A 25,046-nucleotide genomic window follows, 5' to 3' on the forward strand; every position below is an offset into this window, starting at 1 on the left:
AAGCGCGAAATTGTTCCCGGGCGTGCGCATTAGGGAAGAAAAGTTAACCGATAATTCCGATCGGAAGTGATCCGCCGATCAGTTCATGGCCAGTGCGATCTGGTTCCGCCCGAGTTCCTTGGCCTGGTAAAGCGCATCGTCCGCCGCCTTCAGCGCCGCGCGCGGATTGGGAAACGAAAACACATCGGCCATTCCGGCCGAGAACGAGACCCTGCCGATCGGCTCCTTGGTCTTGCGGTCGATCATTCGGCGCGAGGCAAGCTCTTCCCGCGCCTTGTCGAGCAGCCGGGATGCTTCTTGCAGCGTCTTGCCGCGGAACAGGATGACGAATTCCTCGCCACCGTGCCGCGCCACGAAGCATCGGTCGGTCGATATGCAGGAAAGTTTTTCCGCCACGGCCTTCAACACGCGATCTCCGGTGTCATGGCCATGCGCGTCGTTGATCCGCTTGAACAGGTCGATGTCGCAGAAGGCCACTACCAGCGGATCGAGCGCTGCCCTCGCTTCCCGGTGTTCGATCGCGAATATTTTTTCGAATGCGCGGCGATTGGGCAGCCCGGTGAGATAATCTTCATTGGCGGAGCGGCGCGCATCTTCCAGGCTTCGCCGCAGCGCCTGGGTCTGGCGTTCGCTGCGGCTCAACTCCTTCTCCATGTCGACCGTTCTGGCCACCATCGTGCGGATCAGCTTGATCAGGTCGCCGATGGGAAGTTCCGGATTTTGCGAAATCTCCAGCTTTTCTGCCTGTTCTTCCAGAGCAGAGCCATATTCGCGAGTGGCGGTGCGCGCCGCGCTGGTCGTCTCGCCCAGGGCATCGATGCCCTTTTCCAGCTTGTCGATCAGTTTGGTCAGCATGGCCAGGCCAGGATCGCGGCTGCTGTCGCGGCAGATCTTTTCGAGCCATTCCAGCGTGATGGGCTCGCCCATATCCTCGCGCTGATCGATCAGCCGCACCAGCATCGGATCGGAATCGGTGAGATAATCGAATGCGATGGCAAGGGTGAACGGATTCACATCCAGTTCGTATTTCAGCAGGAATTCCGCCATCGAAGCGATCCGCTCCGCCCGGGAGCCGGGGCACGCGATACGCAGGTTGCTGCAAAGCGTCGCAAGCTGCTCGGGTTCGCTTTCGGCCCGGCGGCCGAAACCGAACCATTCCCTTACGCGCTTCTTCTGCGGATTCAGATCGCAATCATAGGCTGTCATGCCATAGTAAACGGCAATTTCACCGAAAATTTTAGGTATATTCCGCCGATAAATTCACGATTTCACGCATTCGCGCAGATGAGCCGGATCGTGCCGGCCGGGCACGCGCAGCCAGCCCGGTAAAATCCGGAAAATCCGAAATTTTCGGCATTGCGGGATAGTGCGATCAGGCGATGCTGGAAGGGAACAGCGCGTTCCGGATTTCGGTGAAATCCTCGCGGATGGTGCGCAGGCATTCCGGGTCGAAATCGATCGAGCTTTCCAGAATTGCCTTGCGCGCAACCCCGTAAAAGCCGGAGAGGATTTCAGCCATTTCGCTGTCCGGATCGATCCCCATCTGCAGCGCGGTAAGCGATGTCAGGGCGCGGGTCAGCGACCCGCTTTTCAGGGTCGCGTCCTTCCTCTCGTTGGCGAGCAGCGCGGTGCTGAGCGCCGAGATCAGCTGATCGTAGCAGATGTGGACGAGCTGGGCGGAGGTCGCGCCATTCACGCGCGCGTCGAACTCCACTCGCTGATAGGCGCTGTAGGGGTCCTTTCCCGCAAGCATGTCAATCTTTCTGCGCGTTCCAGGCCGCCACTTGCGCCTGGAGGAAGGACAGCGTCGACTTGTAGGAGGTGATCCGTGTGTCGGCGGCGGAGAATTGCGTCGCCAGGCGCGCCCGCAGCGCTTCCTGCTGTTCCGCGATCTTGGTGTTTTCTTCCGAGATGCTGGAAAGCAGGCTGGTATAGCGAGTGACCGACCCCGTGAGGGACCCGGGATTGCCGGCGGTCGTGGCGTTGCGCGCGATCTTGTCGACCGTGGAGTAAATGCCGTACAGCCCGTTGGTGAACATGGCCGCCGCGCCTTCCGGATCGCGGGCCAGAGTGGCCTGCAGCCGGCTTGTGTCCAGCATGAAAGTGCCATCGCGCTGGATCGACAGGCCGAGGTCCGACAAGGTCCTGACCGAATCCCCGGCGGCATTGGGCATGATGATCGTGCTGGCAAGGCCGACCAACTGGCGTTGCAGCGCCCGTGCCCCATCGTCGCGCGCAAGATCGCCGGTCTTGGGGTCGATCGCGGCATTGAGCGAGGTCATGATCTCGTTGAGGGCGGTTGTCAGATCCTGCATCGTCGAAGTGACCGCGCTGGACGGGTCGGTAAAGGTGATCTGTGCCGGATTGCCCGCGTTGGTGCCCTTGAGCGTGACCGAAAGACCGGGAGCGATCTGCCCCAGATTGTTGCTCGCCGAAGTCATCGCGATTCCGTCCAGCGCATATTCGGCGTTGCCCGCGCCGGTCAGCAAACGGCTGGAAGCGCCGCTGGAAGGTTCCCATGCCAGCGCGGCCAATCCCTCGTCGCCGGCGGTTTCGGATGCTTCCAGCACGAAGCCGTTGGCCGCCCCGTCCTGCCCCTTCAGGACGAGCCTTGCTCCATCGCTGGCCTGCGCGATGTAGGCGGTGACGCCGGCTCCGGCGGAATTGATCCTGCTCACCACTTCATCGAGCGTTGCGCCCGCAGGTATCTCTATATCGACGGCGGATCGCGAGGTATCCTCGGCGAAGCTGCCGGAACCCACCGTTCCGAACCGCAGGGTAAGCGTTCCCGATCCGACCGGGCTGGCGCTGGATGCATAGGCCGGGCTGGAGAGCGTTTGAGCGCTGGCGAGCGAAAACACTTCCAGGGAGTATGTTCCGGCAGGGCGGGTGGAAAGCGAGTTCTGCACCGTGGCGACAGCGGAATTGCTGATCGTGGGCGTTGGCGACAGGTCGCCTGCGCGCACCCGTTCACCCAGCGCGCTGGCCAGCTGCGTTATCTGGCTCTTGAGAGTGGATGCCGTCGAGATCTTGCTTTGAAGCGTTTCCTGCTGGGTGCCGAGCCGGTCGATCCGGCTCTGGAACTGCGCTTGCGCGAGGTTCGCCGCCAGCGCGGCCATGTCGACGCCGCTTCCGGCTCCTAGCGCCGAAATGAGCGAGCCGGACAGGGAGGAGGTGGAGCTTGTAGTGGCCATGACAACTAGAACGGCTGGTCGCGGCTACACTTAAGTGCTGGCCCGAGGGTCCGGGCGGCCGTCGGTGTCGAACCGCAATTCGAGCGGAACATAGATCAGCGGCGGAGCGGGACGTTCGCCCCGCTTCAGCGAGAACACGAAGGCGAGCACGCTGGCGACGGCGGAATAAAGCTCCTCGCGGATGATCTGCCTTTCCCGGGTGGTGTAATAGATCGAGCGGGCCAGCGCGGGATATTCGAGCATCGGCACTTTGAGTTCGGCAGCCAGTTCGCGCATCGCCAAGGCCTTTTCGCCGCGGCCCTTGGCAAGGACGATGGGGGCGGCGGCCCTGGCCGGATCGTAGGTGAGCGCGACTGCGAAATGGGTCGGGTTGGTGATGACGAATTGTGCTTCGCGCATGGCCGATCCGACCGAACCCATGGCGAGTTCGCGCTGCCGCCGCCGCTGCGCCGCCCTGCGTTCCGGCGAGCCTTCCGATTCCTTGTGCTCGTCGCGCATTTCCTGATGGCTCATCTTCAGGCGGTTCAGGCGCCGCAGCATCTGAACCGGCACATCGACAAGGGCGATCAGGACGAGGCCGGCCGTCAGCGCGAACAGCAGCGAGGTTATGGCATCCCAGGCGAGGATGAGCTGCGGAATGAGCTGGCCGTGGGCGATGCCTGAAAGCATGTTCACATGGCTGGTCGTCCAGAAATAGGCGATCGTCCCCAGGACCGCGACCTTGGCGATGCCCTTGACCATTTCGATCAGGCCGTTGGGGCCGAACATGCGCTTGAGCCCGGCGACCGGATCGAGCCGGGACGCCTTCGGCATCAGGTTGGTGCCGAGGAAGCGGCCTTCGCCAAATGCAAGCTGGGATGCGACCGTGGCGATCATCACGACGCTGGCCAGGGTGATGACCGGCGGCAGCACCGCCATCATCATGGGCAGAATGATCGTGCCGGGGGAAAAGGCATCCAGCGCGGCCTTGTCCCAATGGAACCCGATGCGCGTGACGTGCTCCAGCCCGGAAAGGAGCCAGGGACCGGCGAATTTGAGCCAGGTCGCGCCGACCAGCATGGCAATGGCCGTGGCAAGCTCTCGCGAGCGCAGGACGTCACCCTTGCGGGCAGCGTCCTTGCGCCGCTTCGGTGTTGGCGCAAAAGTCTTTTCGCCGCTGTCCTGGCTCATCGGACCAGCAAGCTCGCGCTAAGTTCCACCGCGGTATGGCTCAGTTCCATGAGTTGCCCCGTGACGAGCGGCAAGGCGGCGATCAGCGCCGCGATTCCGGCCAGCACGCCGGCCGGCAGGCCAAGCGCGAAGAGATTGAGCGAAGGGGCCGAGCGGCTGAGCACGCCGGTCAGCAACTGCACGATCAGCAGGACGAATGTGACGGGCAAGGCGATGGCGATGGCGGTGGCGAACATCTGGCCCGTAAAGCCGAGAACCTGCTCGATCCTGTCCACGCCCAGCCATGTCTCCCCCGGCGGGAACACCTGATAGCTGTCGATCACCAGCGCGAGCCAATGCAGGTGCCCGCCCAGGGTCAGGAAGATCAGGGCAAGCACCACCGAGAAATACTGGCCGAGCGCGGTGGAGCCTTCGCCGGTTGCGGGGTTGACCGCCGTCGCCATGCTGAGGCCCATCGTGCCGCTGATGATTTCCGCCGCCATGACCGGGGCCGCGAAGATGATCTGCAGCACGAAGCCGAGCGTCAGCCCGATCAGCACCTCGCCCGCGATTGTCAGCAATCCCGCGAAAGAAAGCATGGCTGGCGGGGCCTGCAGCGGCGTCCATGCGCAGACCATCACGGCGATCGCTCCGGCGATAGCCACGCGCAATTGCATCGGCACCGTGGCCGCGCCGAAAAAGGGTGCGGCGAGCAGGGCGGCGCCGATCCGGGTCATGGCGAAGATCACTCGCCACAATTCGCCCTCCAGCGCGCCGAACCCGAAATCCATCCCGATCATTTGCCGATCCGGGCGATCTCGGTGAAGATGTCCTGCGTGAAATCGCCGAGCAGACCCATCATCGAGGCCCCGAAGATCACCAGAATAAGCGCGATGGACGCGAGTTTGGGCACGAAGGTGAGGGTCTGCTCGTTGACCGAGGTGGCGGCCTGGATGATGCCGATTACCACGCCGACGGCAAGGCTCGACAGCAGGACCGGGGCGGCGACAAGCGCCGTCACCCACAGCATCCGGTCCGCCAGCGACAGGAGAAGGGAAAGCTCGTCCATGGCTGCTATCCGAAACTTGCGGCGAGAGAGCCCATCAGCAGCGCCCATCCATCCACCAGGACGAAGAGCAGGAGCTTGAATGGCAGGGAGATGATGGTGGGCGACATCATCATCATGCCCAGCGACATCAATACGCTGGACACGACAAGGTCGATCACCAGGAACGGCAGGAACAGCATGAAGCCGATCTGGAATGCCGTCTTGAGTTCGCTGGTGACGAAGGCCGGCAGCAGGATCGAGAACGGCACATCCTGGGACGACGCGAATTTCGGCGCCTTGGCCATCTCGGCGAACATGGCCAGATCCTGCTTGCGGGTCTGGCGTATCATGAAGGCATGAAATTCCGTCCCGGCGGTGGCGATGGCCTGTTCCGCATTGACCTGCCCGGCCGCATAGGGCGCGATCGCCTTGGCGTTCACCTGCTCCAGCGTGGGCGCCATGATGAACAGCGAAAGGAACAGGGACAGGCCGATCAGGACCTGGTTGGGCGGAGACTGCTGCAGCCCAAGGGCGTGGCGCAGGATCGAGAGCACCACCAGGATCCGGGTGAAGCTCGTCATCATGAGCAGCAGCCCGGGCAGGATGGTGAGCAGCCCCATGATGAGGAGCAGCTGCAGCGACATGCTGAGGCCAGCGCCTTGCGCGCCGCCGATATTCTGGAACGCGCGATCCAATGCGCCCGGGATCGCGCTTTGCGCGAAGGCGGTGGCGGGCAGCAGCGTCAGGCCGACCGCGATGGAAAGGGCAAGGCGCTTCATGCGGCGTCTCCGGCGGCCTCTCCGGCGGTGTCTCGAGCGATTGCCGGGCGGGCGGGCGCTTCCGCCAGGCGGGTAAGGCCCTGCCGCGATACCGATACCAGGATCTCGCGGCCGTGAAATTCGATCACCGCGAGCTTGAGAGTGGGGGAAAGCATGGTGGTTTCCACGACCCGCACCGCCTTGGCTCCGCCGGTGGCCGCGCCAAAGCGCGATTGCATCCGCTGGGCGAGCTTGAGGCTGCCCCAGATAAGCAGGCCGATCAGCGGCAGCAGGACCAGCAGCTTGAGAACGTACCAGAACATCAGGCGGCGGCCTCCGAAGGCGCGCGAGCGCCATTGGCGAGTTCCACGATCCGCATGCCGAAGCGTCCGCCTTCCGTCACGATCTCGGCCTTGGCGATCACCTTGCCATTGACCAGAACGTCGAGCGGTTCGTCCGTCAGCCGCTCGAGCATGACGACACTGTCTTCGTTGAGGGCCAGAATATCCTTGAGCTTCATGCTGGTCCGGCCGAGTTCGACCGAGAGCCTCACATCGACATCCTTGAGCAGGGCAAAGCCATCGCCGCCGTCGAACACGTCAGTTCTCCTTGTTTCCGGTAATCTGGGTCAATTGCAGGGCCGCGCGATCATCGAGCGCGCCAACCGTGCCGTGGGCGATCACATGCTCGCCCGCCATGAGAGGGACGTTGCGGGCAACCGCCACGGGCAGGATCTGCCCCGGCTTCAGTTGCGAAAGCAGGGATACGGGCACGGCCATGTCCACCAGCACGGCCCGCAGCGGCAGGGGGATTCCCGCGAAGGGTTCCACCCTGGGGCTGGCGGTCTGATTGCCCTTTGCAGGCGCGGCGCCATTCCGGCCGCGATTGCGGAACAGTTCCGCCATGCTCGCGGCAGGAAAGCCGAGAACGGCTTCCCAGGTCCTGCTGCCGTCGCCGATTTCGAGGGACAGAACCGCCACGTTGCATTCCGCGAAGGGCGCCAGCAGCTCCGGATCGGTGCCATTGCAGAGCGACTGGATGGCGCATTCTCCTTCCGGAGCAAGCGCGCCCGCCAGGGATTCGCTGAGCGGCTGCATCATCCGTTCGGCCATCAGCGTGGCCGAGGCGCTGAGCTTTTCGGGAACCGGAGCGGAGCTGTCGCCATTGCCGCCATAGGCGAGATCGACGAAGGCGATCACGGTCCGCGCCGGCAGCGACAGGATCAGCGGCGCCTGGCTTTCGCCGGCCGTCACCAGGTTGATGGCGGCATTCGGGCCAAGTTTTTCGATCAGCGCATCGCTGCCGTCGAACTGCGCGGCAGCCACTGCCCGGACCGCAAGTTTCCTCCCGGCGCAAAGCCGCGACAGCGCAGGCGCGATCAGCTCCGCGACACGGGCGCCCATCCGGTCCAGATCCTTGATCGGATCGGCCTGGCGAACGCCGCCGCGCAGCAATTCGCGGTCATGCTGGGCCGCGACGCGCTCCGCAATAAAGACGCCTTCGGGCTTCATTGCACCAGCAGGCTCTTGAAATAGACGGAGTTGATGCCGCCGAAGCCTTCGGCCTGGGTAAGCACGTCGTTGATCGCCGCGGTCAGGCGCTTTTGCAGCCGTTCCTTGCCTTCCGGCGTCATTATCTCTTCCTCGGGGGTATCGGCCAGTTCGATCAGGATGCGCGAACGCACCGCCAGTTCGTGCTTCCTGAGCCAGATCAGCACCCGGCCGTCACGCTGGGTCGATGCGGCGAGGCTCACCTGGATAAGGCCTGCCGAGCCTTTGAGGTTGGAGGTGAAATCGTCCGCGAAGGAATAGTAGGACGTGCGATATTTGCTGCCGCCATCGCCGGGCACGTCAAGGCCTGCGTCAGCGCCTTCCTTTTCGGCTGGCGGCGCATAGGGGTCCACGTCGCCCTTGCGGATCAGCTTGGGCGTATTGTCTTCCTTCGCCGCCTCATGCTTGCCGCCCAGCATTCCGGCCTGCACCAGTCCGAAAGTGCCGCCTGCGCCGGCGCCGATGAGGATTATGCCCATCAGAGATTTCACGATCAGGCCCTTGCCTTTCTTGGCCGGCTTGGATCGATCCTTTTCCGCGTCGCTCATTGTCTATCTGTCCCTGTTGAAGATTTGCCGGTCAGGCGAAGATTCCGCTGCGTGCCGTGCCGCTGCCTGCCTGGCGCGAGGGGTTTTCGCGGATGGAAGCGAATGTCCTGTGCGTGTCGCGCCGTTCGCGCCCCTCTCCGCCCGTGTTGCTCGTCGAGGAGGAATCGCCTGCCCCGCGAGAGGAGGAATGCTGGCCACCGTCATCGCGGCGGCCATTCTGGGCCATGCTGTCTCCCGAGGCCGTGCGATCGGCGGGGATGGCATTGCTGACGGCGCGATTGAACTCGGGATCGTTGCTCGTCATGGAGACGGTCAGGCCGCGATCATCATGGTTGAACCGCACGGAAACCTCGCCGAAGTCGGAATTGACGACCGACAGGTTGACCGTCTGGGGGCGGGCGGCTTCCCGGGCCTCCACCAGCCTGTCCACCAGGGCGCTGAAATCGTGCGGCTGGATCGCTGCGGGCGTGTGGAGCGCAACGCGCGGGATGCCCTGCCCATTGGACGGGGCAGTCGCCTCTCCGACAGCGAGAGTCGCCGCTTGCGAAAGGGCCGAAACCTGCAGGGTCCGTTCACTGACGCGCAGCTCGGTTGCGGCCTTTGCCATTTCCGGCCTGGCATCCGCCGCGAGATCGACCCTGATCTGGCGTGCCGCAGGCAGGCGAACCCCAGGCAAGCGGGCGCCGGCCTGTTCCTTGGGCGTTTCCGTTCCGGCCGGCATCTTTGCGGCTTCAACCGGCTTTGCTGCCTCAACTGGCTTTGCGGTCTCAACCGGCGCTTCGGCGGCTGGAGCGCTCTTCTCCGCATGAAGCTGAACCGGATCTGCGCTGGCTGCCGGAGCGAGCCTGGGCAGAGGCGCGTGCGTGGGGCGCTGTTGCTCGCCATCATTCACTTCGGGCAAGGGCGCGGGCAGGGGATTGGCCGGGGCCGGATTGGCGGGCAGGGGAACAGGCGTTCCACTGCTGCCGTGCTGGGGCTGGCCTTTGGGCGCTTCAACGGGATGCGTGTCGGCCGTTTGCGGGACGATCGCCACGATGGCCGGGATGGGCGCCTCTGAAATGGCAATCTCCACCTTGGCCGCCGTTTCCATGCCATCTGCGGCTTCGGCCGGTTCTGCGGCAGGCTCGCCGTTCGCGTCCTGGTCTTCCGCCTCGGTCTGGGCAGCGGGCTTTACGGCAAGATCGGCCAAGGGTTCGAGCCTTTCCTCCTTTGCCGAAATCGCCGCCTTGCCGGCAATCGCAAGATCGAGCGGCAAATCCTTGCCGGGGTTCGGGCCGGTGTCCGGCAAGATATTGCCGGGGGCGCTGGCTTCCGTGGTCATCCGGCCTTCGAGCATGGCTGCGAAAAGACCTTCCGGCACGAGGCCCAACACCGCGGTTTGCGGGGATTTTGCAGTCTCCGTGCCCGGCTGGATGGAAAGCTGGATCATGAATACCTCGAATTGCGTTCGAGGAAGAATATTCAAGTATCGTGCCAAACTCGCTTGCGGCTGCCGATGGCAGGCTGCTGCGCCTTTTTCTGAAGCGCCTGTTCTTCGTTTTTTGCACGTTCTTCCACGGCCGCGCGCTTGCGTTCGGCTATCGCCAGCTCGGCGAGTTTCCGGTTGGCATGTTCGCGCGCGGTGGAGACATCCGCCCCGGTCGAGGCCGCGATCCTGTAGAGCCCGGATGCGAAGTGCGATCCTTGCCTCAGCGAGTGGCCGTCGCTTGCATCGTCCCGCGCGGCATAATCGTCCGCAAGCTGCCTGGTCCGGTCCGAGAGGGTCTGCAATTGCGCCAGCGTTCCCTCCGCTTGCGCGGTTTCCGTGGCAAGGGTGCGCTTGGCGATGGCGCGCACCCGCTCCAGCCGCTGCAATCGCTTCAGGCGCTGTTCTTCAGGCTTCATCGCCGAGGATGCCTGAAAGCGCGGCTATGCTGTCGTCAAGACCGGCCTTCTCATGCCCGCCCTGGCACAGGAACTTCACGAGTTCCGGCTGCTTGGCGATCGCCCGGTCGAGCTGGGGGTCGGCTCCGGTGCGATAGGCGCCCATCAGGACGAGGTCGCGATTGGCTTCGTAGCTGGCCATGAGCGCCCGGAACTGCCGGGCGAGAGACTGGTGCTCGGGCGCGGTGATGTCCGCCATCACCCGGCTGAGCGAGGCGGGGACATCTATCGCCGGATATTGCCCGCGCTGGGCGAGATCGCGCGACAGGACGATGTGGCCGTCCAGAATGGATCGGGCCGTGTCCACGACCGGGTCGTCCTGATTGTCGCCATCGGCCAGCACCGTGTAGAGGCCGGTGATCGCGCCGCCGCTCTGGCCGGAATTGCCGGCTCGCTCGACCAGCTTGGTTATCGTCGAAAGGGCGGACGGCGGATAGCCGCGCGCCGCGCCTGGCTCGCCCAGCAGCAATGCTATTTCGCGCGCCGCGTGAGCGACCCGGGTCAGGCTGTCGAGAATGAGGAGAACGCGTTTGCCCCTGGCGCGGAAATATTCCGCCAGGCTGGTCGCCAGCATGGCGCCGCGCAGCCGCAGATTGGGCGCATGGTCGGCCGGGACGGCGACCACCACGGTCCTTTGCCGGCGGGCGCCCGTCATATGGCGTTCCACGAAATCCGAGACTTCGCGGGCGCGTTCACCGATCAGCCCGGCGACCACGATGTCCGCCTCGGCGCCATTGGCCACCATGTCGATCAGCACCGACTTGCCCACGCCGGAACCGGCCATGATGCCCACGCGCTGGCCGATGCCGAAGGTGGTCAGCGCATTCAGCGCGCGGATGCCGGTGTCGAATGGCTCGCGCACGCGGGTCCGGTCCAGCGCGCCCACCCGGACACCGCCTACCGGCCATTGCTCGTTGGCGCGGATCGGTTCCCCGCCGTCGATCGGCTTGCCTTCCCCGTCCACCGCGCGCCCGAGGAAGCGTTCCCCGACATGCACCATGCCCGGCGCCCCGCCCGGATAGACGCGCGATCCGGGGCGGAGGGAAACCGTGTCGCCCAGCAGCATCATGATGGTGCGGCCGTTCCGAAAGCCGATCACCTCGGCGGTAAGGTGATGGTTCTGGCCTTGCATGACGTGGCAAAGCGAACCTACCGGCACCGAAAGGCCGCTCACTTCCAGCAGGCCGCCGTCACATGCGGACAGCAGCCCGAAGCGGGTCGGGCCGAGATCGACCGGCTCCGACGGCAGACCGGACAATATCTCCTCGAAGCGCTTCAGCACGAACCGAGCGCCTCGGCGAGAATGCGCCGCCATTGCTGCGGCCCATCCTCGACCCCGCCGTCGGCCGTTTCGACCCTGATCTCGCCGCGTTCGAGCGCGGCATCGGCTTCCACCTTCAGATCGCCCGGCAAATGGCCGGATACCAGGGCAAGATCCTGCGGATTGAGCCGCAGGACGCGTTCATCCTCTGCGCGCCGGAACATGCCGAGCGCCTTGCGGATACGGGTCGAGAGGCTTTCCGGATCTATCGCCAGCGGGGCGAGCGCCTGATCGCACAGCACCAGAATGGTTTCGCGCAGCCGCTCTTCCAGACGCAGCGCGTCCGCTTCCGCCAGCCGCTCGAAGGCAACCTCGATCTTTCCTCGCGCGGCCATTTCCCGCGCCGCGTCGGCCCGGGCTTGCGCCCCGGCTTCCTCGGCCCCCTTGGCATATCCTTCCGCATAGGCGCGGGCGACCGGATCGTCCGCGCGCTCGGCCGGCGCTTCGACCAGCACGAGCGGAGCGAAGCGGGCATCGCGGGAAAAGCCCTGTCCCGGTTCGAACAGCGATTGCGGCAGACTAGACATATTCGTCGTCGCCGCTGTTGCCGAATGCGATCACGCCATCGGCCGCCAGACGACGGGCAATGTCGACCATCGCCTTCTGGGCGGCTTCGACCTCGGCCATCTTGATGCGCCCGCGCGCATCGATTTCGTCGCGCACACCGTCGGCCGCGCGGCTCGACATGGCCGCGAAGAAAGCCTCGCGATCCGGTTCGGCGGCGCCCTTCAAGGCGTCGACCAGTGTTTCGCTGTCCACTTCGCGCAGCAATGCGCCCATGGATTGGCCGTCGAGCACAAGGAGATGCTCGAAGCGGAACATTTCCCCTTCGATGCGTTTCGCCAGCGAGCGGTCGATCTTGTTCAGCTGCGACATGACCTGCTTTTCGACGACGCTGCCGGACTTGTTGATGATTTCGGCGGCATTGGCCGGCCCGCCCAGGGTGAGCGGCATGGCGCCATGCGCGGCGGTGATCTTCCGGCTCAGCAGTTCTTCCAGCATGGCGATCGCCTCGCTGGAAACCGCGTCAAGAGTGGCGATGCGGTGAACCACTTCCGTTTGCATCGCGTCCGGCAGCCGGTGCAGCACCCTGGCCGCGACCTGGGGATCGAGCTGCACCATCAGCACGGCGATCAGCTGGGGATGCTCGTCCTCAATCAGCGGAGCGATCACTTCCGGATCGAGCCATTTGGCGAGTTCGAGCGAGGAGGACAGGCGGGATGAATCCGGCACGATGGAACGCATCAGGTTCTCCGCCTTCATCTCGCCCAGGGCGCCGGTCATCAAGGACTGGACCTGCCTGGTGCGATCCGAAACGGACATTCCCGTATGCTCGCTGAGTTCCATGAAATCCGCGACCGTGCTGGAAATGACGGTGGGGTCGATGTCGCCCAGCGCGCACATGCGTTCGCCCAGCGTCCGGAGTTCCTCCGGTTCGAGCTGGCCGAGTAGCCGGGTCGCCTGCTGTTCGTCGAGCAGCATCACCATCACGGCGGCGCGCGTGGCGGGATCGATTTCGAGGCCCATGGTCACGACGCTCCGTTCTGAGACTGATTCAGCATCTGCCGCAAGGCGATGACCGCGCGGTCGGGCCGTTCCTCGACCAGCCTTTGCGCGGCCCCGACCTGCCGGTTCAGCAGGGATCGGTCGATGGGATCAGGCCCGCCGGAAGGGGCGATAGCGTCGCTGTCGGCAGGCGCCGCGAATGCCGGCAGCGTTTCATTCGGGCGCTGGCTGTTGCGGCTCAGCATCCGCAGCAAGGGGCGCACGCCCAGCAGCAGCACGAGCAGGACGCCGAGCAGCGCGACGCCGTTGCGGACAAGGGTCGCGAACCAGGCGGTTTCATAGAATTGCGGCTGTTCGATCTCGGTGGTCTCGAAGCTGCGCACCATCACGGCGACCTGATCGCCGCGCGTGGCGTCCGCGCCGACCGCCGCGCTGACCAGCGCCTTGATCTTGTCCACGTCGGATGCCTTGCTTTTCTTCATGGCTTCCGCGCTGAGCGCGACCGCCACCGACAATTGCTTGATGCGGCCCGGGGCGCTGTTGAGCACCGAAACCTCGCGGCCCAACTCGTAGGTGCGCGAGGCCCGCGTCTCTCCGGCCATCGGCTGGTTTGCGGTCGGCGCGGCTTGCTGCGCGGGCGAAGAACCCTGCGGCGCGCCTTCCTCGGCCTGGGCGGGCGGGGGCGGCGTGTTGGAAAGGATGCCGGGCACGCCCACGGCCGCTCCGGAACCGTTCGCGGACTGGGACAATTCTTCCGTTTCCTGCCTTACCGCGCCGTCCTTTTCATAGGATTCCCGGGCGGATGTCTTTTCGTCCATGTCCAGTTCGACCTGGACCTCGGTGGAGAAATTGCCCGAGCCGAGCACCGGGGTAAGCAGTTGATTGACCTGCGTCCGCAGCTTGCCTTCCATGCGCGACTGTAGGTCCAGCGCGTCGGTCTTCTCGCTTTCCTTCTCGGAGAGGAGCCGGCCGTGCTGGTCGACGATGCGAATGTCGTCGATCGAAAGCCCGGATACCGAACTCGCGACGAGATTGGCGATGGCGGTTACCTGGCTGCCGCTGAGCTGGCGCCCCTTGGCGAGGCGGAGCATGACGGATGCGGATGGCGGATTGCTTTCGCGCACGAAGACCGATTGCTCCGGCTCGGCGAGATGGACCCTGACGGCTTCGACGCCGTCGATCTCCATGATCGTCAGCGTCAGTTCGCGTTCGCGGGCGACGCGCAGCCGTTCCCCTTCCATAGTCCGGCTCGCGCCGAGCGGAAGGGAGTCCAGCAAGGCCGCGCCGCTTTCCGGCGTCGCCAGCGCGCCGTCGGAGGCGACCAGCATCCGGGCGCGATACAGATCGTCCTCATTGACGGTGAGCGATCCGGTCGCATTGTCGATCTTGTAGGAGATCGACGCCTTGTCGAGCGAAGCGACCACGCTGGCGCGCTCGGAATCATCGAGCTGATTATAGAGGACCCGCTGCGGCGCGGGCGACAGGACGGCATAGGTAAGGGCGAGAACGCCAAGCCCGGCAACCCCGGCGAACCACGGCAATGCGCGCCTGACCGCCGGCTGTTCCCCAAATCCGCGGATGCGGGTCAATGCACTTCCGCCCCCCGGATCGGTGAGCATGGCCAGCGGCGAGGCCGCGTTACCTTGTGTGGCGGGAACGATGTCGCTCATCTATCATACCCCCATCCGCATGATGTCCTGATAGGCGGACAACAGCTTGTTCCGGACCTGAAGCGTGGCCTCGAAGGCCAGGCCGGCTTCCTGCCGGGCCATCATGACCTTGGCGATGTCGGTGACTTCGCCCTTTTCATAACCTGTCGACAAGGCTTCGGCGGTGGCCTGGGTCTGGTTGACCTTGTCGAGCGCGGTGCGGAGATTGTCCGAAAATCCGCCGGCAGGCCCTTGTGCGGCGCTGCTTGCGGCTTGCGCATCGGGCGCCCGAAGCTGCTGCAGCAATTGCGAGCGGTCGATGATCTGCTGGCGCAGCGCGATGATGTCGTGGACGCCCGCGGCGCCCGCGCCGGAATTGATCGGGTTCATGCCCGGCCTCCATTGACCGCGAGGCCGGCTTCACGGAACGAAGCCAGGCGATAGCGCAGCGTCCGCTCGGAAATGCCAAGCTCTTTCGCCGCCGCCGCGCGGCGTCCGCCGCAGGCTTCCAGCGTGGCCATGATGGCCCGTGCTTCCGAAAGCTGGACGATATTGGACAGCTTGGCGGTGGATGGCTGGGGCTGTTCGATTTCCATGCGCGAGACGCTGCGCGCGGCATGATCGAATGCGATATGATCGGGATCGATCCGTTCCTTGCCCTGGGCCAGCAGCAGCGCGCGGCGCATGATATTCTCCAGCTCGCGGACATTGCCCGGCCAGGAGTGCAGCTTGAGCATGGCGAGCGCCGCGTCGCTGATCCAGGGGATCGGCCGGCCCGCCGGAGTGTGGCGGAGCAGGAGCGAGAAGGCGAGCGCGCCGATATCCTGCGGCCGCTCGTTGAGCGCGCGCAGGGCCAGCGGGAAAACATTGAGGCGATAGTAAAGGTCGGCGCGGAAGCGGCCCTGCTCGACTTCGTCGGGCAGATCGCGGTTGGCGCAGGCGATGATCCGCACGTCCACCTTGACCGGGCGGGTCGAGCCGATCGGCACCACTTCGCCTTCCTGCAGGGCGCGCAGCAGCTTGGCCTGAAGCGTCAGCGGCATTTCGGCGATTTCGTCGAGCAGCAGGGTTCCGCCGTCGGCGGCCCGGAAAAAGCCTTCGCTGGCCGCGTTGGCGCCGGTGAACGATCCCTTTTCATGGCCGAACAGCATGGCTTCGAGCATCGTCTCCGGCATCGCGGCGCAATTGATCGCGATGAACGGGCCTTTGCGGCGCGCGCTGGATTCATGGATGAAGCGCGACAGCACTTCCTTGCCGGTGCCGGTCGGGCCGGTGATGAGAACCGGGATGTCGCTGTCGGCGAGACGTTCCGCGAGCGCGAGGATCGAAAGGCTCTCCGGATCGACCGCGATGGGCATGCCCGGACGGGTCGCCGCGGCGACCGCGGCGGAAAGGGTCGCTTCGCCCATGGCGTCGGTATAGGTCAGCCGAAGCCGGGCGGTTCCCTCGATCCGCTCGAGCGCCGGGCTTCTGCCGGTGCGCAGGGCCATGTCCCGGCAGTTCGGAACCGGCTCTTCGGCCTCGTCGCAGATCCGGACGTCCTGCCCGGTCACCCCGGTTGAAAGAATCGCGGTCAGCCTGTGCGCCAGGTTCCAGTGCTGCTGCATCGCTTCAGGCGTGAATTGCGCCGCTTTCATCTTTGCCTCCCGAATTAACTATAATCGGTAAGCCCATTTGCGCGCCGCATGGAAAACAGGGAGGTAACACTCGGCCCCGTAAAACTACGGTGTGGTGACGCAAATCCGCGGGTTTGAAAGCGGCCCTGCGTTTTTTCCCTAAAAAAATTCGCGATGCAGCCGCTCTTCCCCATGGCAGCCGCAAAGGCACGGGGCCCGGCGGAGCCACTCTATCGAAGACTACGGGAGTCACGCAAATGTCGGTTATCAACACCAATATCAGTGCCCTGCGGGCGAGCAATGCCTCGACCTCGGCAGAAAAGCTGATGGGCAACGCCATGGAGCGCCTGTCCAGCGGCAAGCGCATCAACAGCGCCAAGGACGACGCCGCCGGTCTTGCCATCGCCACCACCATGACCTCGCAGGTGCGCGGCATGAACCAGGCGATCCGCAACGCCAATGACGGCATCTCGCTCGCTCAGACCGCTGAAGGCGCGCTGGGCGAAGTCACCAACATGCTGCAGCGTATCCGCGAACTGGCGACCCAGGCCGCCAGCGCCACCTATTCGGCTACCGACCAGGCCAACCTGCAGGTCGAAGTTTCCGAACTGACCACGCAACTCGTCAGTGTGCTCGACAACACCAAGTTCAACGGCGTGGCTCTGTTCCACACCGGCGCGGCCGCTCCGGCTGCTGGTGACAATTTCGCGATCCAGGTCGGCGCGAACGAAGGTGATACCATCACCATCAACAAGGCGCATATCGACAAGACCAACCTGAACAATACGGCTGCGACCGGGTTCAAGGTCGATGGCGCTGATGCTGCCACGGGCCGCACCAATGCCGGCGACACGATCACCAATGTCGACACCGCATTGACCAGCGTTACCTCGGCTCGCGCTCAGCTCGGCGCCGCGCAGAGCCGTCTGGAATCCGCCGTCAACAACCTGACCAACAACGTCACCAATCTTTCGGAAGCGCGTTCGCGCATCGAAGATACCGATTATTCGGCGGAAACGACGAAGCTGGCCAAGGCCCAGATCCTGGCTCAGGCTTCCACGGCGATGCTGGCCCAGGCCAACCAGAGCCAGCAGAACGTGCTTTCGCTGCTGCGTTAATCGCATCCCTCGCAGCAAAGCCTGCCCGGCGGCCTTCCCGGCCGCCGGGTTTTTTGCGGGCGGCAAGCCCCCGGTTCGCTCCCGTTTTTACGAGATTCGTTAATCCAGCTGGTCCGGGCGCAGACGCGTGAGAAACGCGATTGACTCCACGGCGCGGCAATTTTATCTGCTCAGGCAATTAATGCCTAGGCAGGTAATATGCCCGAGTCTTTCTATCAGCCGGACAACTTCCGCCCGCAGAATTCGATCGGCTATCTGATCCGCCGTATCCACAAGCTCGGCCTGTCGAGAGTGGAGGCGGATTTCGCCGATCTGGAGATCACCTTCACCCAGTGGGCGGTGCTGGCGCTGCTGCATTCCGGCATCGCGGACACCTGCGGGGGGCTGGCCCGCAACCTGGGGCATAATTCCGGGGCGATGACCCGCGTGCTGGATCAGCTCGAGGAGCGGGCGCTGCTGCGGCGCGCCCAGGACCCCGAGGACCGGCGCGTCACCAAGCTGCGCGTGACCGACGAGGGCAGGGCCATGATCGCGGCGCTCGGCCCGCGCGTGATGGGGATATGGAACGAATATCTCGAAGGCTTCGATCGCCAGGAAGTGCTGGTGCTGATCGACTTGCTGACCCGCCTGCTCGGACGGCTGGAGCATCTGGAAGGCAATTGCGGGGGGCAGCGCCCGTGAAGCTCCGGTTCGCCATGGTTCCGGCGCTGGCCGCCCTCGCGCTTGCGGGTTGCGCCACCCCTCGGGCGCAGCCTGAAGTGTCACCCATATCCGAACCCGCGCTCGGGCTTGCCGCCCAGCCCGCGCCGGATGTGAATGCCGCGTGGTGGGCCGATCTGGGCGATCCGCAGCTCGACCGGATCATGCAGGACGCCCTGGCGGGCAGCCCGAGGCTCGATGCCGCGCTGGCCCGCTTGCGGGAAGCCCGGTCCCTGGTGGCGGCGCAACAGTCCGCTCGCTTGCCGCAGATCGGCATCGACGCCGACGAGCAGCGCACGCGCTTCAGCGAGAAATACATCATCCCGCCGCCCTATGGCGGTTCGACCCGCTGGACCGGGCAGGCCGCGGCCAATCTCGGCTGGAACCTCGATTTCTGGGGCAGGCAGGCCGATGCCGTCGCCCAGGCGAAGGCCGGCGCCGAGGCATCGGCGCTGGATTATGCGGCGGCCCGGCTGGCGCTGACCGGCGCGGTCGCCCAGACCTATGTGGAACTTGCCCGGACCGAACGCCTGGTCGCCATCGCGCAGGCCAATATCGGCCAGCGGGATAAGGCGCTCCAGCTGGTTCGGGCGCGGGTGCGCAGCCAGTTGGCCAGCGAACTCGATGTGCGGGCGGCGGAAACCTTGCAGGCGCAGGCGCGGCAGGCTCTGGTCGAGGCGCAGGGGCAGCGCGAATTGCTGGTCCATGCCCTTGCCCTGCTGGCCGGGCAGGGGGCCGATTACTACGCCGCCATCCACCCGGCGGCGATCCGCTTCGATACCGCCCTTGCCCTGCCGTCCGTCCTGCCCGCCGATCTGCTTTCCCGCCGCCCGGACATCATGGCCGCGCTGGCTCGGATCGACGCGGCGCAGGCGGGCAGGGAAGTGGCGCGCAAGGCGTTCTATCCCGACATCAATCTCAAGGCGCTGGTCGGCACGCAGGCGATCGGGCTGGGCAACCTCTTCACGTCCGGCGCGGTGACCTACGGGGCGGGCGCGGCCATCCATCTCCCCATCTTCGAAGGCGGCAAGCTGCACGCCGGGCATGAAGGGGCGACCGCGCGGCTCGACCAAGCCGTCGCGGATTACAATGAGACGGTGCTCGGCGCGGTTCGCGAGGCGGCCGATGCGCTGGCGCTGGTCGAATATTCCCGCGCCGAACTGAACGAGCAGCGGCAGGCGCTGCATGGTCTTGCCGAAGTGACCCGGCTCAATCGCGTGCGGGTCGCTTCCGGCCTGGATTCGCGGCTGGACCTGGTCGGGCCGGATATCCGCTTGCTCGAGGCGCAGCAGAACGAAGCCAATCTGCAAGCGCAGACCCTTGTTTCCGCAATTCGGCTGACGGTGGCGATCGGCGGCGGGTTCGACCGCAACGATCCGCTCGCATCCGCGCCGCAACCCTCATCGAGGCCCAATCCATGACAGAGGCATCTGCAAACAACCCGCCCGCGGAAACGGTCCAGGCCGCCAATGCATCCGCGCGGCGCCGGTGGCTGATTATCCTGGCCGTCGCGGTCGCGGCCTGTGCGTTGGTCTACGGCCTCTATCTCGTGCTCAAGGCGCCGAGCGAGGAAACCGACGATGCCTATGTGGCGGGGGATACGGTGGCGATCACCGCGCAGGACCCGGGCACCGTCATCGGCATTTACGCGGATGACACGCAGACCGTGAAGGCCGGGCAGCCGCTGGTCGATCTCGACCCGGCCACGGCGGATGTGGAACTCGCGGCGGCGGAAGCCCAGCTTGCCCGCGCGGTGCGCACCGTGCGCGGCAATTTCCTGCAGGTCGACGGCGCTTCGGCGGCCGTGAACAGCGCCCGCGCCGAACTCGGCAAGGCGCAGGCCGATCTCACGCGCCGCCGCCAGGCCGCCGCGGCCGGGGCCGTGTCCGGCGAGGAAGTGGCCCATGCCGCCGATATGGTGAAGACCGCGCAGGCCGCGCTCGCCCTCGCGCAAAGCCAGTATTCGCAGGCCAGCGCGCAGGTGCGCGGCACCGGCCTGGAAAACCATCCCGCGGTGCTTGCCGCGATAGCCGACTATCGCCGCGCCGCCATCCGCCGCAGCCATATGCATATCGTCGCGCCGGTGAGCGGGCTGGTCGCGCAGCGCAGGGTGCAGATCGGCCAGCAGATCGCCGCCGGTTCGCCGCTGATGGCGGTGGTGCCGCTGCGCGATGTCTGGATCGACGCGAATTTCCGCGAGACGCAGCTGAAGGACCTGCGGATCGGGCAGCCTGTCACCATCGAGGCCGATATCTATGGCGGCGACGTGAAATTCCATGGGCAGGTCGCCGGCCTTTCCGCCGGCAGCGGCAATGCCTTCGCCCTGCTGCCGCCCCAGAACGCGAGCGGGAACTGGATCAAGATCGTCCAGCGCCTGCCGGTCCGCATCAAGCTCGATCCCAGGGAGCTGGACAAGCATCCGCTGCGGATCGGCCTGTCGGTGCAGGCCGAGGTGGATACGAGCGATCGGTCCGGGCCACTGCTCGGCCAGCCGGCCAGCCCCCTGTTCAGGCAGGAAAGCGGCAATCCGGGCGATACGGCGGCGGTGAATGCGCGGATCGCCCAGATCATCGCCGCCAATCGGGGCGGCGGCCGGTGAATGGCCACACCCCGCTGAAAGGCGGGGCGCTGGCGCTCGCTTCGGTGGCGCTGGCGCTCGGCACCTTCATGCAGGTGCTGGATACGACCATCGCCAATGTCTCGCTGCCGACCATTGCGGGAAATCTCGGGGTCAGCGCCGACAGCGGCACCTGGATCGTCACCTCCTTCGCCGTGGCCAATGGCGTGGCGGTTCCGCTCACCGGCTGGCTGATGGGCCGGTTCGGGGTGGTGAAGACCTTCATCTGGTCGGTGGCGCTGTTCACGCTTGCTTCCTTCCTGTGCGGCATCGCCTGGAGCCTGGAATCGCTCATCATGTTCCGCATCCTGCAGGGCGCGGTTTCCGGCCCGATGATCCCGGGCAGCCAGGCGCTGCTGATGGCGATCTTTCCCGCGAGCAAGCGGGCCACCGCGCTTGCCGTCTGGTCCGTGACCACGCTGGTCGCCCCTGTCGCCGGCCCGATCCTGGGCGGGTATATTTCCGACAATTACCACTGGAGCTGGATTTTCCTCATCAACGTGCCGATCGGCCTGTTCTGCGCGCTGGTGTGCTGGCGGATGCTGGCGTCGCGGGAAACGCCCACCCGCAAGCTGCCGATAGACCGGATCGGGGTGGCCATGCTGATCGTGTGGGTGGGCGCGCTGCAGGTCATGCTCGATCTCGGCAAGAATTCGGACTGGTTCAATTCCTCGACCATCGTGATCGCGGCGATCATCGCGGTGATCGGCTTCTTCGCATGGCTGATCTGGGAACTGACGGATGCGCATCCGGCGGTGGATCTCAAGCTGTTCAAGGATCGCAACTTCGCATTGGGCACGATTGCCGCCTGCCTGGGCTATGCGGTCTTCTTCGCCAATGTGCTGATCCTGCCGCTCTGGCTGCAGACCCAGATGGGCTACACCGCCACCTGGGCGGGCTTCGTCGCCGCGCCCAGCGGGCTGGTGGCGATCGTCCTCACTCCCATCGTCGCGCGGATCAGCGGGAAGATCGACGCGCGGCTGCTGGCGTCGATTTCCTTCGTCGCCTTCGCGATTTCCTATTTCATGCGCGCCAACTATACGACGCAGGCCGATTTCTGGAGCCTCACCGTCCCGCTGCTGGTCAATGGCGTGGCGATGAGCTGCTTCTTCGTCACCATGCTGACGATCCAGCTCGACCGCATTCCGCCTGAGAAGGTGCCCTCCGCAACCGGCATTTCCAATTTCGCCCGCATCACCTGCGCGAGCTTCGCCGCGTCGATCGTCACGACGGCCTGGGACCGCCGCGAGGCCTTGCACCAGAGCCGGCTGGCGGAAGTCGTCACCGAAACCTCGCCGGCCTATCGGGCGGCGGTCGAGGGGGTTGGCCATCTGGGAATGACCGATCTGCAGGCGGCGGCCGGGATCACCCGGCAGATGGTGCAGCAGGCCTATCTCCTGTCGTCCGCCGACCTGTTCTGGATTTCCGGCTGGATCTCGGTCGCGATGATTGCGCTGGTATGGCTCACCAAGCGGCCCGCCGGTGCCCCGCCCGCGGCGGCGGCGGACTGATCGGACGTCAATTCATAAACCAGCCATGGCTGGCGACCAGGGACTGGCCGGTCAGCGCATTGGTCTTGAAGGCGGCGAACAGCAGGGCGACCTCGGCTATATCCTCCACCGTCGTGAATTCCTTGTCGACGGTGTTGCCCAGCATGATCGTCTCGACCACTTCCTTTTCGGAAATGCCCAGATCCTTCGCCTGCTCGGGAATCTGCTTGTCCACCAGCGGAGTGCGCACGAAGCCGGGGCAGATCACGTTCGAGCGGACGCCATGCGCCGCGCCTTCCTTGGCTATGACGCGGGAAAGGCCCAGCAGGCCATGCTTGGCGGTGACATAAGCGGATTTGAGCGGCGAGGCTTCCTTGCTGTGGACCGATCCCATGAAGATGATCGATCCGCTGCCCTGCCGGTACATATGCGGGATGCAGGCCTTGCTGGTCAGGAATGCGCCGTCGAGATGGATCGCCAGCATCTTCTTCCAGGAATCGAACGGAAATTCCTCGATCGGGTGGACGATCTGGATTCCGGCATTGGAAACCAGCACGTCCACCGTGCCCCAGTGGCCGACGACCTGCCGCACGCCGGCATCGACCTGCTCTTCGCTGGTGACGTCCATGGCCACGGCGATGGCGGCGCCGGCCCGTTCGGCATTGATGGAATCGGCGGCGGCCTGCGCGGCGTCCAGCTTGAGGTCGGCGATCGCCACCCGCCCGCCCGCCTGTGCATAGCGTTTGGCGATGGCCAAACCGATGCCGCTGGCGGCGCCGGTGACGATTGCGACTTTGTCATTCAGTTCCATGGGAAGGTCCTTCCTGGGGGCATGGGGATTTGAGGTCGGGAGGGGAGCATCAGGGCGACGCGCTCCCAAGGTCGTAAACGGCGATCCCGTGGCGAGGGGGCTTGCGGTTGATCCAGCGCTTGTGGCGCAGGGAGTGGACCGTATCGGCATAGCCCGACTGCCAGTGCCCGTTCACGGTCGCCCGCGAGAATTCGTAATCCTTGGAATGGCTTTCATAGCTCTCGCTGCGATTGATAAGATGCATGATCGTGACCGGGCCGTCGCACTGGACCTCGGCCAGCATCCTGATGTCGGGATCGTCTTTCAGCAGTTCCGGATACCGTTCCAGCAGGCGTTGCGCGGCTTCGTGGAATTTCATCATCAGCTTGCTGACATCCGTGTTGAACCGGGTGCGGCTGGAATAGCGGATGTCCTTTTCCCGCTGCATGACATCGAACAGGTTCTTGGGCATCGGCCCGCGCGCGCTGAACAGGTCCACCTGGAACACGGTCATGGCGGCGGAGCCGCGCCGCGTGTCGAGCACATATTGCAGCGGCGTGTTGGAAACGAGGCCGCCGTCCCAATAGGCGATGCCGTCGATCCAGACCGGCGGGAAGCCGGGCGGCAGCGCACCGCTCGCCATGATATGCTCGGGCACGATCTTGCGCTGATGATTGTCGAAATATTCGAAATTTCCGGTTTCGATCTGCACCGCGCCCAGGCTGAGGCGGGTTTCCTTTGCATTGATCCGGTCGAAGTCGATCAGGTCCAGCAGCGTCTCGCGCAGCGGGCCGGTGTCGTAGAGGCTGCGCGCGCCATCCGTGCCTTCCGGGGCAAGCAGGGCGGGTGGGCAGAAGCGCGGCTTGAAGAAGCCGGGCACGCCGTCGCTTGCCGCCATGGCGGCGGAAACCTCGTTGAACAGGCGACGCCCCCAGCCTTCGGGAAAAAGCGGCTCGGCGGTCAGCTGGGACGATACCAGATCCCAGAAGGCGCGCAGCTGGGCCACCCGGTCTGCCGGAGCGTTGCCGGCGATGATCGCCGCGTTGATCGCGCCGATGGAAATTCCGGCGAGCCATTCCGGCGCATGGCCGGCTTCCTCCAGGGCCTGATACACACCCGCCTGATAGGACCCCAATGCGCCGCCGCCCTGCAGAACGAGTGAAATCCGTTCGTCATGAGGCATTCGGCGGCTCCTGCGGCATGGGCGATGGATCGAATATCCGGCTGTAATGGTGGACCATTGTTCGCTGCTGCGGAATATGAAAAATTTGCCGGCTCGCTTCCCGCGGTCAGAGCGAGCCGGCCACCACATTGACCGCCAGGGCCAGCACGCCAAGGTTGAAGATGAAGGCGAGATAGCCATGCGCCGTGGTGACCCGCCGCATATGCTGGCCGGTGATAGCAATATCCGCGGTCTGGCAGGTCATGCCCAGCACGAAGGAGAAATTCACGAAATCCGCGAAGCAGGGTTCGTTGCCGCCCGGAAAGTCGAGCCCGCCGTGATCGTTGCCTTGCCCGTCGCGCGCGTAATAAAGCCGCGCATAGTGGAAGGTGAAGACCAGGTTGGAGAAGGTCCATGCCATCAGCAGGGTAATCACCAGCAGCGCGATTTCCCAGCTGTCCAGCCGGCTCTGGCCTGCCAGCAGCATTCCCACCGTCACCAGCATGACCATGACGATCACCGCCGTGAGCAGTAGCAGGGTGAGTTGGCCGCCATCGTCCCGCTCCGCCTGGGAGCGTATGGTGTCGGGTCCGCCACCGCGCCAAAGGGGAATTACGGTCAGGATGAAAACGAGCGTGGCGATGTCGAAAGACGCGGCGATCGTCTCGGTCGGCCGGAGCACTGCCGCCAGCGGCCAGGGCAGGGCGATCAGGAGAACGAGGAAGAGGACATATCGCCCATGCCTTATCCGCGCATACCACGGCCGGTCCGAACCTTTTATCGCCATTTGCGCCACCCCTGCCTCGCGCGGGAAAGCTCCGCCGCCCCGGTTTGTTTGCAACCCTATCGAAGCATGGGCAAGCCCGTTGCGTGCAGCGCGCGGGCCATGCGGAAGGTTTGCAGCCCGG

The 25,046-nt window shown here is 65.0% G+C and carries 27 protein-coding genes; 5 read left to right on the forward strand and 22 right to left on the reverse strand.

Annotated elements, in window-relative coordinates:
* Window positions 1-78 precede the first annotated feature (78 nt).
* The 19 genes from U8326_RS01230 to U8326_RS01320 form a co-directional block, all read right to left on the reverse strand.
* Window positions 79-1,206 carry a GGDEF domain-containing protein gene (locus U8326_RS01230; RefSeq protein ID WP_324741862.1) on the reverse strand — a complete coding sequence of 376 codons (1,128 nt, stop codon included), beginning with the start codon at window positions 1,204-1,206 and terminating at the stop codon, window positions 79-81.
* A 166-nt stretch (window positions 1,207-1,372) separates the two neighbouring features.
* Complete coding sequence (gene fliS, locus U8326_RS01235; protein WP_324741863.1) at window positions 1,373-1,753, reverse strand: flagellar export chaperone FliS; 381 nt, start codon at window positions 1,751-1,753, stop codon at window positions 1,373-1,375.
* A 1-nt stretch (window position 1,754) separates the two neighbouring features.
* A complete protein-coding gene (gene fliD / locus U8326_RS01240) occupies window positions 1,755-3,194 on the reverse strand; it encodes a flagellar filament capping protein FliD (RefSeq protein WP_324741864.1) in 1,440 nt (479 codons plus the stop codon).
* 30 nt (window positions 3,195-3,224) lie between these two features.
* Entirely contained in the window at window positions 3,225-4,364 is a 1,140-nt protein-coding gene (locus tag U8326_RS01245; RefSeq protein ID WP_324741865.1) for a flagellar type III secretion system protein FlhB, read from the reverse strand.
* Window positions 4,361-5,143 (reverse strand): flagellar biosynthetic protein FliR, encoded by a 783-nt coding sequence (fliR, locus tag U8326_RS01250; RefSeq protein ID WP_324741866.1) that lies wholly within the window; start codon window positions 5,141-5,143, stop codon window positions 4,361-4,363. Before fliR ends, U8326_RS01245 begins: the two co-directional genes overlap by 4 nt.
* Complete coding sequence (locus U8326_RS01255; RefSeq protein ID WP_324741867.1) at window positions 5,140-5,412, reverse strand: flagellar biosynthetic protein FliQ; 273 nt, start codon at window positions 5,410-5,412, stop codon at window positions 5,140-5,142. The genes fliR and U8326_RS01255 overlap by 4 nt, the downstream gene beginning before the upstream one ends.
* Window positions 5,413-5,417: 5 nt before the next feature.
* Window positions 5,418-6,170: a flagellar type III secretion system pore protein FliP gene (fliP, locus tag U8326_RS01260; protein ID WP_324741868.1), complete on the reverse strand. Its 753-nt coding sequence runs from the start codon at window positions 6,168-6,170 to the stop codon at window positions 5,418-5,420.
* Window positions 6,167-6,472 (reverse strand): flagellar biosynthetic protein FliO, encoded by a 306-nt coding sequence (locus U8326_RS01265; RefSeq protein WP_324741869.1) that lies wholly within the window; start codon window positions 6,470-6,472, stop codon window positions 6,167-6,169. The genes fliP and U8326_RS01265 overlap by 4 nt, the downstream gene beginning before the upstream one ends.
* Window positions 6,472-6,747, reverse strand: coding sequence for a flagellar motor switch protein FliN (gene fliN / locus U8326_RS01270; protein WP_324741870.1), 276 nt, complete (start codon window positions 6,745-6,747; stop codon window positions 6,472-6,474). Before fliN ends, U8326_RS01265 begins: the two co-directional genes overlap by 1 nt.
* A 1-nt stretch (window position 6,748) precedes the next feature.
* Window positions 6,749-7,660 (reverse strand): FliM/FliN family flagellar motor switch protein, encoded by a 912-nt coding sequence (locus U8326_RS01275; RefSeq protein WP_324741871.1) that lies wholly within the window; start codon window positions 7,658-7,660, stop codon window positions 6,749-6,751.
* Entirely contained in the window at window positions 7,657-8,247 is a 591-nt protein-coding gene (locus U8326_RS01280) for a flagellar basal body-associated FliL family protein (protein WP_324741872.1), read from the reverse strand. Before U8326_RS01280 ends, U8326_RS01275 begins: the two co-directional genes overlap by 4 nt.
* A 31-nt stretch (window positions 8,248-8,278) precedes the next feature.
* Window positions 8,279-9,676 carry a hypothetical protein gene (locus U8326_RS01285; RefSeq protein WP_324741873.1) on the reverse strand — a complete coding sequence of 466 codons (1,398 nt, stop codon included), beginning with the start codon at window positions 9,674-9,676 and terminating at the stop codon, window positions 8,279-8,281.
* 32 nt (window positions 9,677-9,708) lie between these two features.
* Entirely contained in the window at window positions 9,709-10,131 is a 423-nt protein-coding gene (locus U8326_RS01290) for a hypothetical protein (RefSeq protein ID WP_324741874.1), read from the reverse strand.
* Window positions 10,121-11,452, reverse strand: a complete 1,332-nt coding sequence (locus U8326_RS01295; protein WP_324741875.1) for a FliI/YscN family ATPase — start codon at window positions 11,450-11,452, stop codon at window positions 10,121-10,123. The genes U8326_RS01290 and U8326_RS01295 overlap by 11 nt, the downstream gene beginning before the upstream one ends.
* Entirely contained in the window at window positions 11,446-12,018 is a 573-nt protein-coding gene (locus U8326_RS01300) for a FliH/SctL family protein (RefSeq protein ID WP_324741876.1), read from the reverse strand. Before U8326_RS01300 ends, U8326_RS01295 begins: the two co-directional genes overlap by 7 nt.
* Complete coding sequence (gene fliG / locus U8326_RS01305; RefSeq protein ID WP_324743661.1) at window positions 12,011-13,018, reverse strand: flagellar motor switch protein FliG; 1,008 nt, start codon at window positions 13,016-13,018, stop codon at window positions 12,011-12,013. Before fliG ends, U8326_RS01300 begins: the two co-directional genes overlap by 8 nt.
* A 2-nt stretch (window positions 13,019-13,020) precedes the next feature.
* Window positions 13,021-14,667, reverse strand: coding sequence for a flagellar basal-body MS-ring/collar protein FliF (fliF, locus tag U8326_RS01310; protein ID WP_324741877.1), 1,647 nt, complete (start codon window positions 14,665-14,667; stop codon window positions 13,021-13,023).
* A 3-nt stretch (window positions 14,668-14,670) separates the two neighbouring features.
* Window positions 14,671-15,036 (reverse strand): flagellar hook-basal body complex protein FliE, encoded by a 366-nt coding sequence (fliE, locus tag U8326_RS01315; protein WP_324741878.1) that lies wholly within the window; start codon window positions 15,034-15,036, stop codon window positions 14,671-14,673.
* Window positions 15,033-16,283: a sigma-54 interaction domain-containing protein gene (locus U8326_RS01320; RefSeq protein WP_324741879.1), complete on the reverse strand. Its 1,251-nt coding sequence runs from the start codon at window positions 16,281-16,283 to the stop codon at window positions 15,033-15,035. Before U8326_RS01320 ends, fliE begins: the two co-directional genes overlap by 4 nt.
* A 236-nt stretch (window positions 16,284-16,519) precedes the next feature.
* On the opposite strand from U8326_RS01320, the gene U8326_RS01325 reads away from it, so the two are divergent.
* From U8326_RS01325 to U8326_RS01345, 5 genes are all read left to right on the forward strand, one after another.
* Complete coding sequence (locus U8326_RS01325) at window positions 16,520-17,380, forward strand: flagellin (protein WP_324741880.1); 861 nt, start codon at window positions 16,520-16,522, stop codon at window positions 17,378-17,380.
* A gap of 198 nt (window positions 17,381-17,578) precedes the next feature.
* Entirely contained in the window at window positions 17,579-18,061 is a 483-nt protein-coding gene (locus U8326_RS01330; protein WP_324741881.1) for a MarR family transcriptional regulator, read from the forward strand.
* Window positions 18,058-19,500 carry an efflux transporter outer membrane subunit gene (locus U8326_RS01335; RefSeq protein ID WP_324741882.1) on the forward strand — a complete coding sequence of 481 codons (1,443 nt, stop codon included), beginning with the start codon at window positions 18,058-18,060 and terminating at the stop codon, window positions 19,498-19,500. Before U8326_RS01330 ends, U8326_RS01335 begins: the two co-directional genes overlap by 4 nt.
* Window positions 19,497-20,678, forward strand: coding sequence for an efflux RND transporter periplasmic adaptor subunit (locus U8326_RS01340; RefSeq protein WP_324741883.1), 1,182 nt, complete (start codon window positions 19,497-19,499; stop codon window positions 20,676-20,678). Before U8326_RS01335 ends, U8326_RS01340 begins: the two co-directional genes overlap by 4 nt.
* The gene (locus U8326_RS01345) at window positions 20,675-22,207 is read left to right on the forward strand and encodes a DHA2 family efflux MFS transporter permease subunit (protein WP_324741884.1); all 1,533 of its coding nucleotides are present in this window, start codon (window positions 20,675-20,677) and stop codon (window positions 22,205-22,207) included. Before U8326_RS01340 ends, U8326_RS01345 begins: the two co-directional genes overlap by 4 nt.
* Window positions 22,208-22,214: 7 nt before the next feature.
* Here U8326_RS01345 and U8326_RS01350 read toward each other — a convergent pair whose 3' ends face one another.
* From U8326_RS01350 to U8326_RS01360, 3 genes are all read right to left on the reverse strand, one after another.
* Window positions 22,215-22,997: a 3-hydroxybutyrate dehydrogenase gene (locus U8326_RS01350; protein ID WP_324741885.1), complete on the reverse strand. Its 783-nt coding sequence runs from the start codon at window positions 22,995-22,997 to the stop codon at window positions 22,215-22,217.
* Window positions 22,998-23,046: 49 nt separating this feature from the next.
* A complete protein-coding gene (locus U8326_RS01355; RefSeq protein ID WP_324741886.1) occupies window positions 23,047-24,159 on the reverse strand; it encodes a DUF3734 domain-containing protein in 1,113 nt (370 codons plus the stop codon).
* 106 nt (window positions 24,160-24,265) lie between these two features.
* Window positions 24,266-24,925, reverse strand: a complete 660-nt coding sequence (locus tag U8326_RS01360; protein ID WP_324741887.1) for a DUF1345 domain-containing protein — start codon at window positions 24,923-24,925, stop codon at window positions 24,266-24,268.
* Window positions 24,926-25,046 lie beyond the last annotated feature (121 nt).

Source organism: Tsuneonella sp. CC-YZS046 (genome assembly GCF_035581365.1).
Lineage (GTDB): Bacteria > Pseudomonadota > Alphaproteobacteria > Sphingomonadales > Sphingomonadaceae > JAWKXU01.

Excerpts from the sequence above, each read along its gene's own strand:
- fliE (WP_324741878.1), bottom strand. The coding sequence starts at position 15,036 with ATGAACCCGATCAATTCCGGCGCGGGCGCCGCGGGCGTCCACGACATC.
- fliG (WP_324743661.1), bottom strand. The coding sequence starts at position 13,018 with ATGGGCCTCGAAATCGATCCCGCCACGCGCGCCGCCGTGATGGTGATG.
- U8326_RS01300 (WP_324741876.1), bottom strand. The coding sequence starts at position 12,018 with ATGTCTAGTCTGCCGCAATCGCTGTTCGAACCGGGACAGGGCTTTTCC.
- fliD (WP_324741864.1), bottom strand. The coding sequence starts at position 3,194 with ATGGCCACTACAAGCTCCACCTCCTCCCTGTCCGGCTCGCTCATTTCG.
- U8326_RS01255 (WP_324741867.1), bottom strand. The coding sequence starts at position 5,412 with ATGGACGAGCTTTCCCTTCTCCTGTCGCTGGCGGACCGGATGCTGTGG.
- U8326_RS01275 (WP_324741871.1), bottom strand. The coding sequence starts at position 7,660 with ATGAAGCCCGAAGGCGTCTTTATTGCGGAGCGCGTCGCGGCCCAGCAT.
- U8326_RS01265 (WP_324741869.1), bottom strand. The coding sequence starts at position 6,472 with ATGTTCTGGTACGTTCTCAAGCTGCTGGTCCTGCTGCCGCTGATCGGC.
- U8326_RS01340 (WP_324741883.1), top strand. The coding sequence starts at position 19,497 with ATGACAGAGGCATCTGCAAACAACCCGCCCGCGGAAACGGTCCAGGCC.
- U8326_RS01285 (WP_324741873.1), bottom strand. The coding sequence starts at position 9,676 with ATGATCCAGCTTTCCATCCAGCCGGGCACGGAGACTGCAAAATCCCCG.
- U8326_RS01245 (WP_324741865.1), bottom strand. The coding sequence starts at position 4,364 with ATGAGCCAGGACAGCGGCGAAAAGACTTTTGCGCCAACACCGAAGCGG.
- U8326_RS01280 (WP_324741872.1), bottom strand. The coding sequence starts at position 8,247 with ATGAGCGACGCGGAAAAGGATCGATCCAAGCCGGCCAAGAAAGGCAAG.
- fliS (WP_324741863.1), bottom strand. The coding sequence starts at position 1,753 with ATGCTTGCGGGAAAGGACCCCTACAGCGCCTATCAGCGAGTGGAGTTC.
- fliF (WP_324741877.1), bottom strand. The coding sequence starts at position 14,667 with ATGAGCGACATCGTTCCCGCCACACAAGGTAACGCGGCCTCGCCGCTG.
- U8326_RS01325 (WP_324741880.1), top strand. The coding sequence starts at position 16,520 with ATGTCGGTTATCAACACCAATATCAGTGCCCTGCGGGCGAGCAATGCC.
- U8326_RS01290 (WP_324741874.1), bottom strand. The coding sequence starts at position 10,131 with ATGAAGCCTGAAGAACAGCGCCTGAAGCGATTGCAGCGGCTGGAGCGG.
- U8326_RS01360 (WP_324741887.1), bottom strand. The coding sequence starts at position 24,925 with ATGGCGATAAAAGGTTCGGACCGGCCGTGGTATGCGCGGATAAGGCAT.
- fliR (WP_324741866.1), bottom strand. The coding sequence starts at position 5,143 with ATGATCGGGATGGATTTCGGGTTCGGCGCGCTGGAGGGCGAATTGTGG.
- U8326_RS01230 (WP_324741862.1), bottom strand. The coding sequence starts at position 1,206 with ATGACAGCCTATGATTGCGATCTGAATCCGCAGAAGAAGCGCGTAAGG.
- fliP (WP_324741868.1), bottom strand. The coding sequence starts at position 6,170 with ATGAAGCGCCTTGCCCTTTCCATCGCGGTCGGCCTGACGCTGCTGCCC.
- U8326_RS01355 (WP_324741886.1), bottom strand. The coding sequence starts at position 24,159 with ATGCCTCATGACGAACGGATTTCACTCGTTCTGCAGGGCGGCGGCGCA.
- U8326_RS01320 (WP_324741879.1), bottom strand. The coding sequence starts at position 16,283 with ATGAAAGCGGCGCAATTCACGCCTGAAGCGATGCAGCAGCACTGGAAC.
- U8326_RS01350 (WP_324741885.1), bottom strand. The coding sequence starts at position 22,997 with ATGGAACTGAATGACAAAGTCGCAATCGTCACCGGCGCCGCCAGCGGC.
- U8326_RS01330 (WP_324741881.1), top strand. The coding sequence starts at position 17,579 with ATGCCCGAGTCTTTCTATCAGCCGGACAACTTCCGCCCGCAGAATTCG.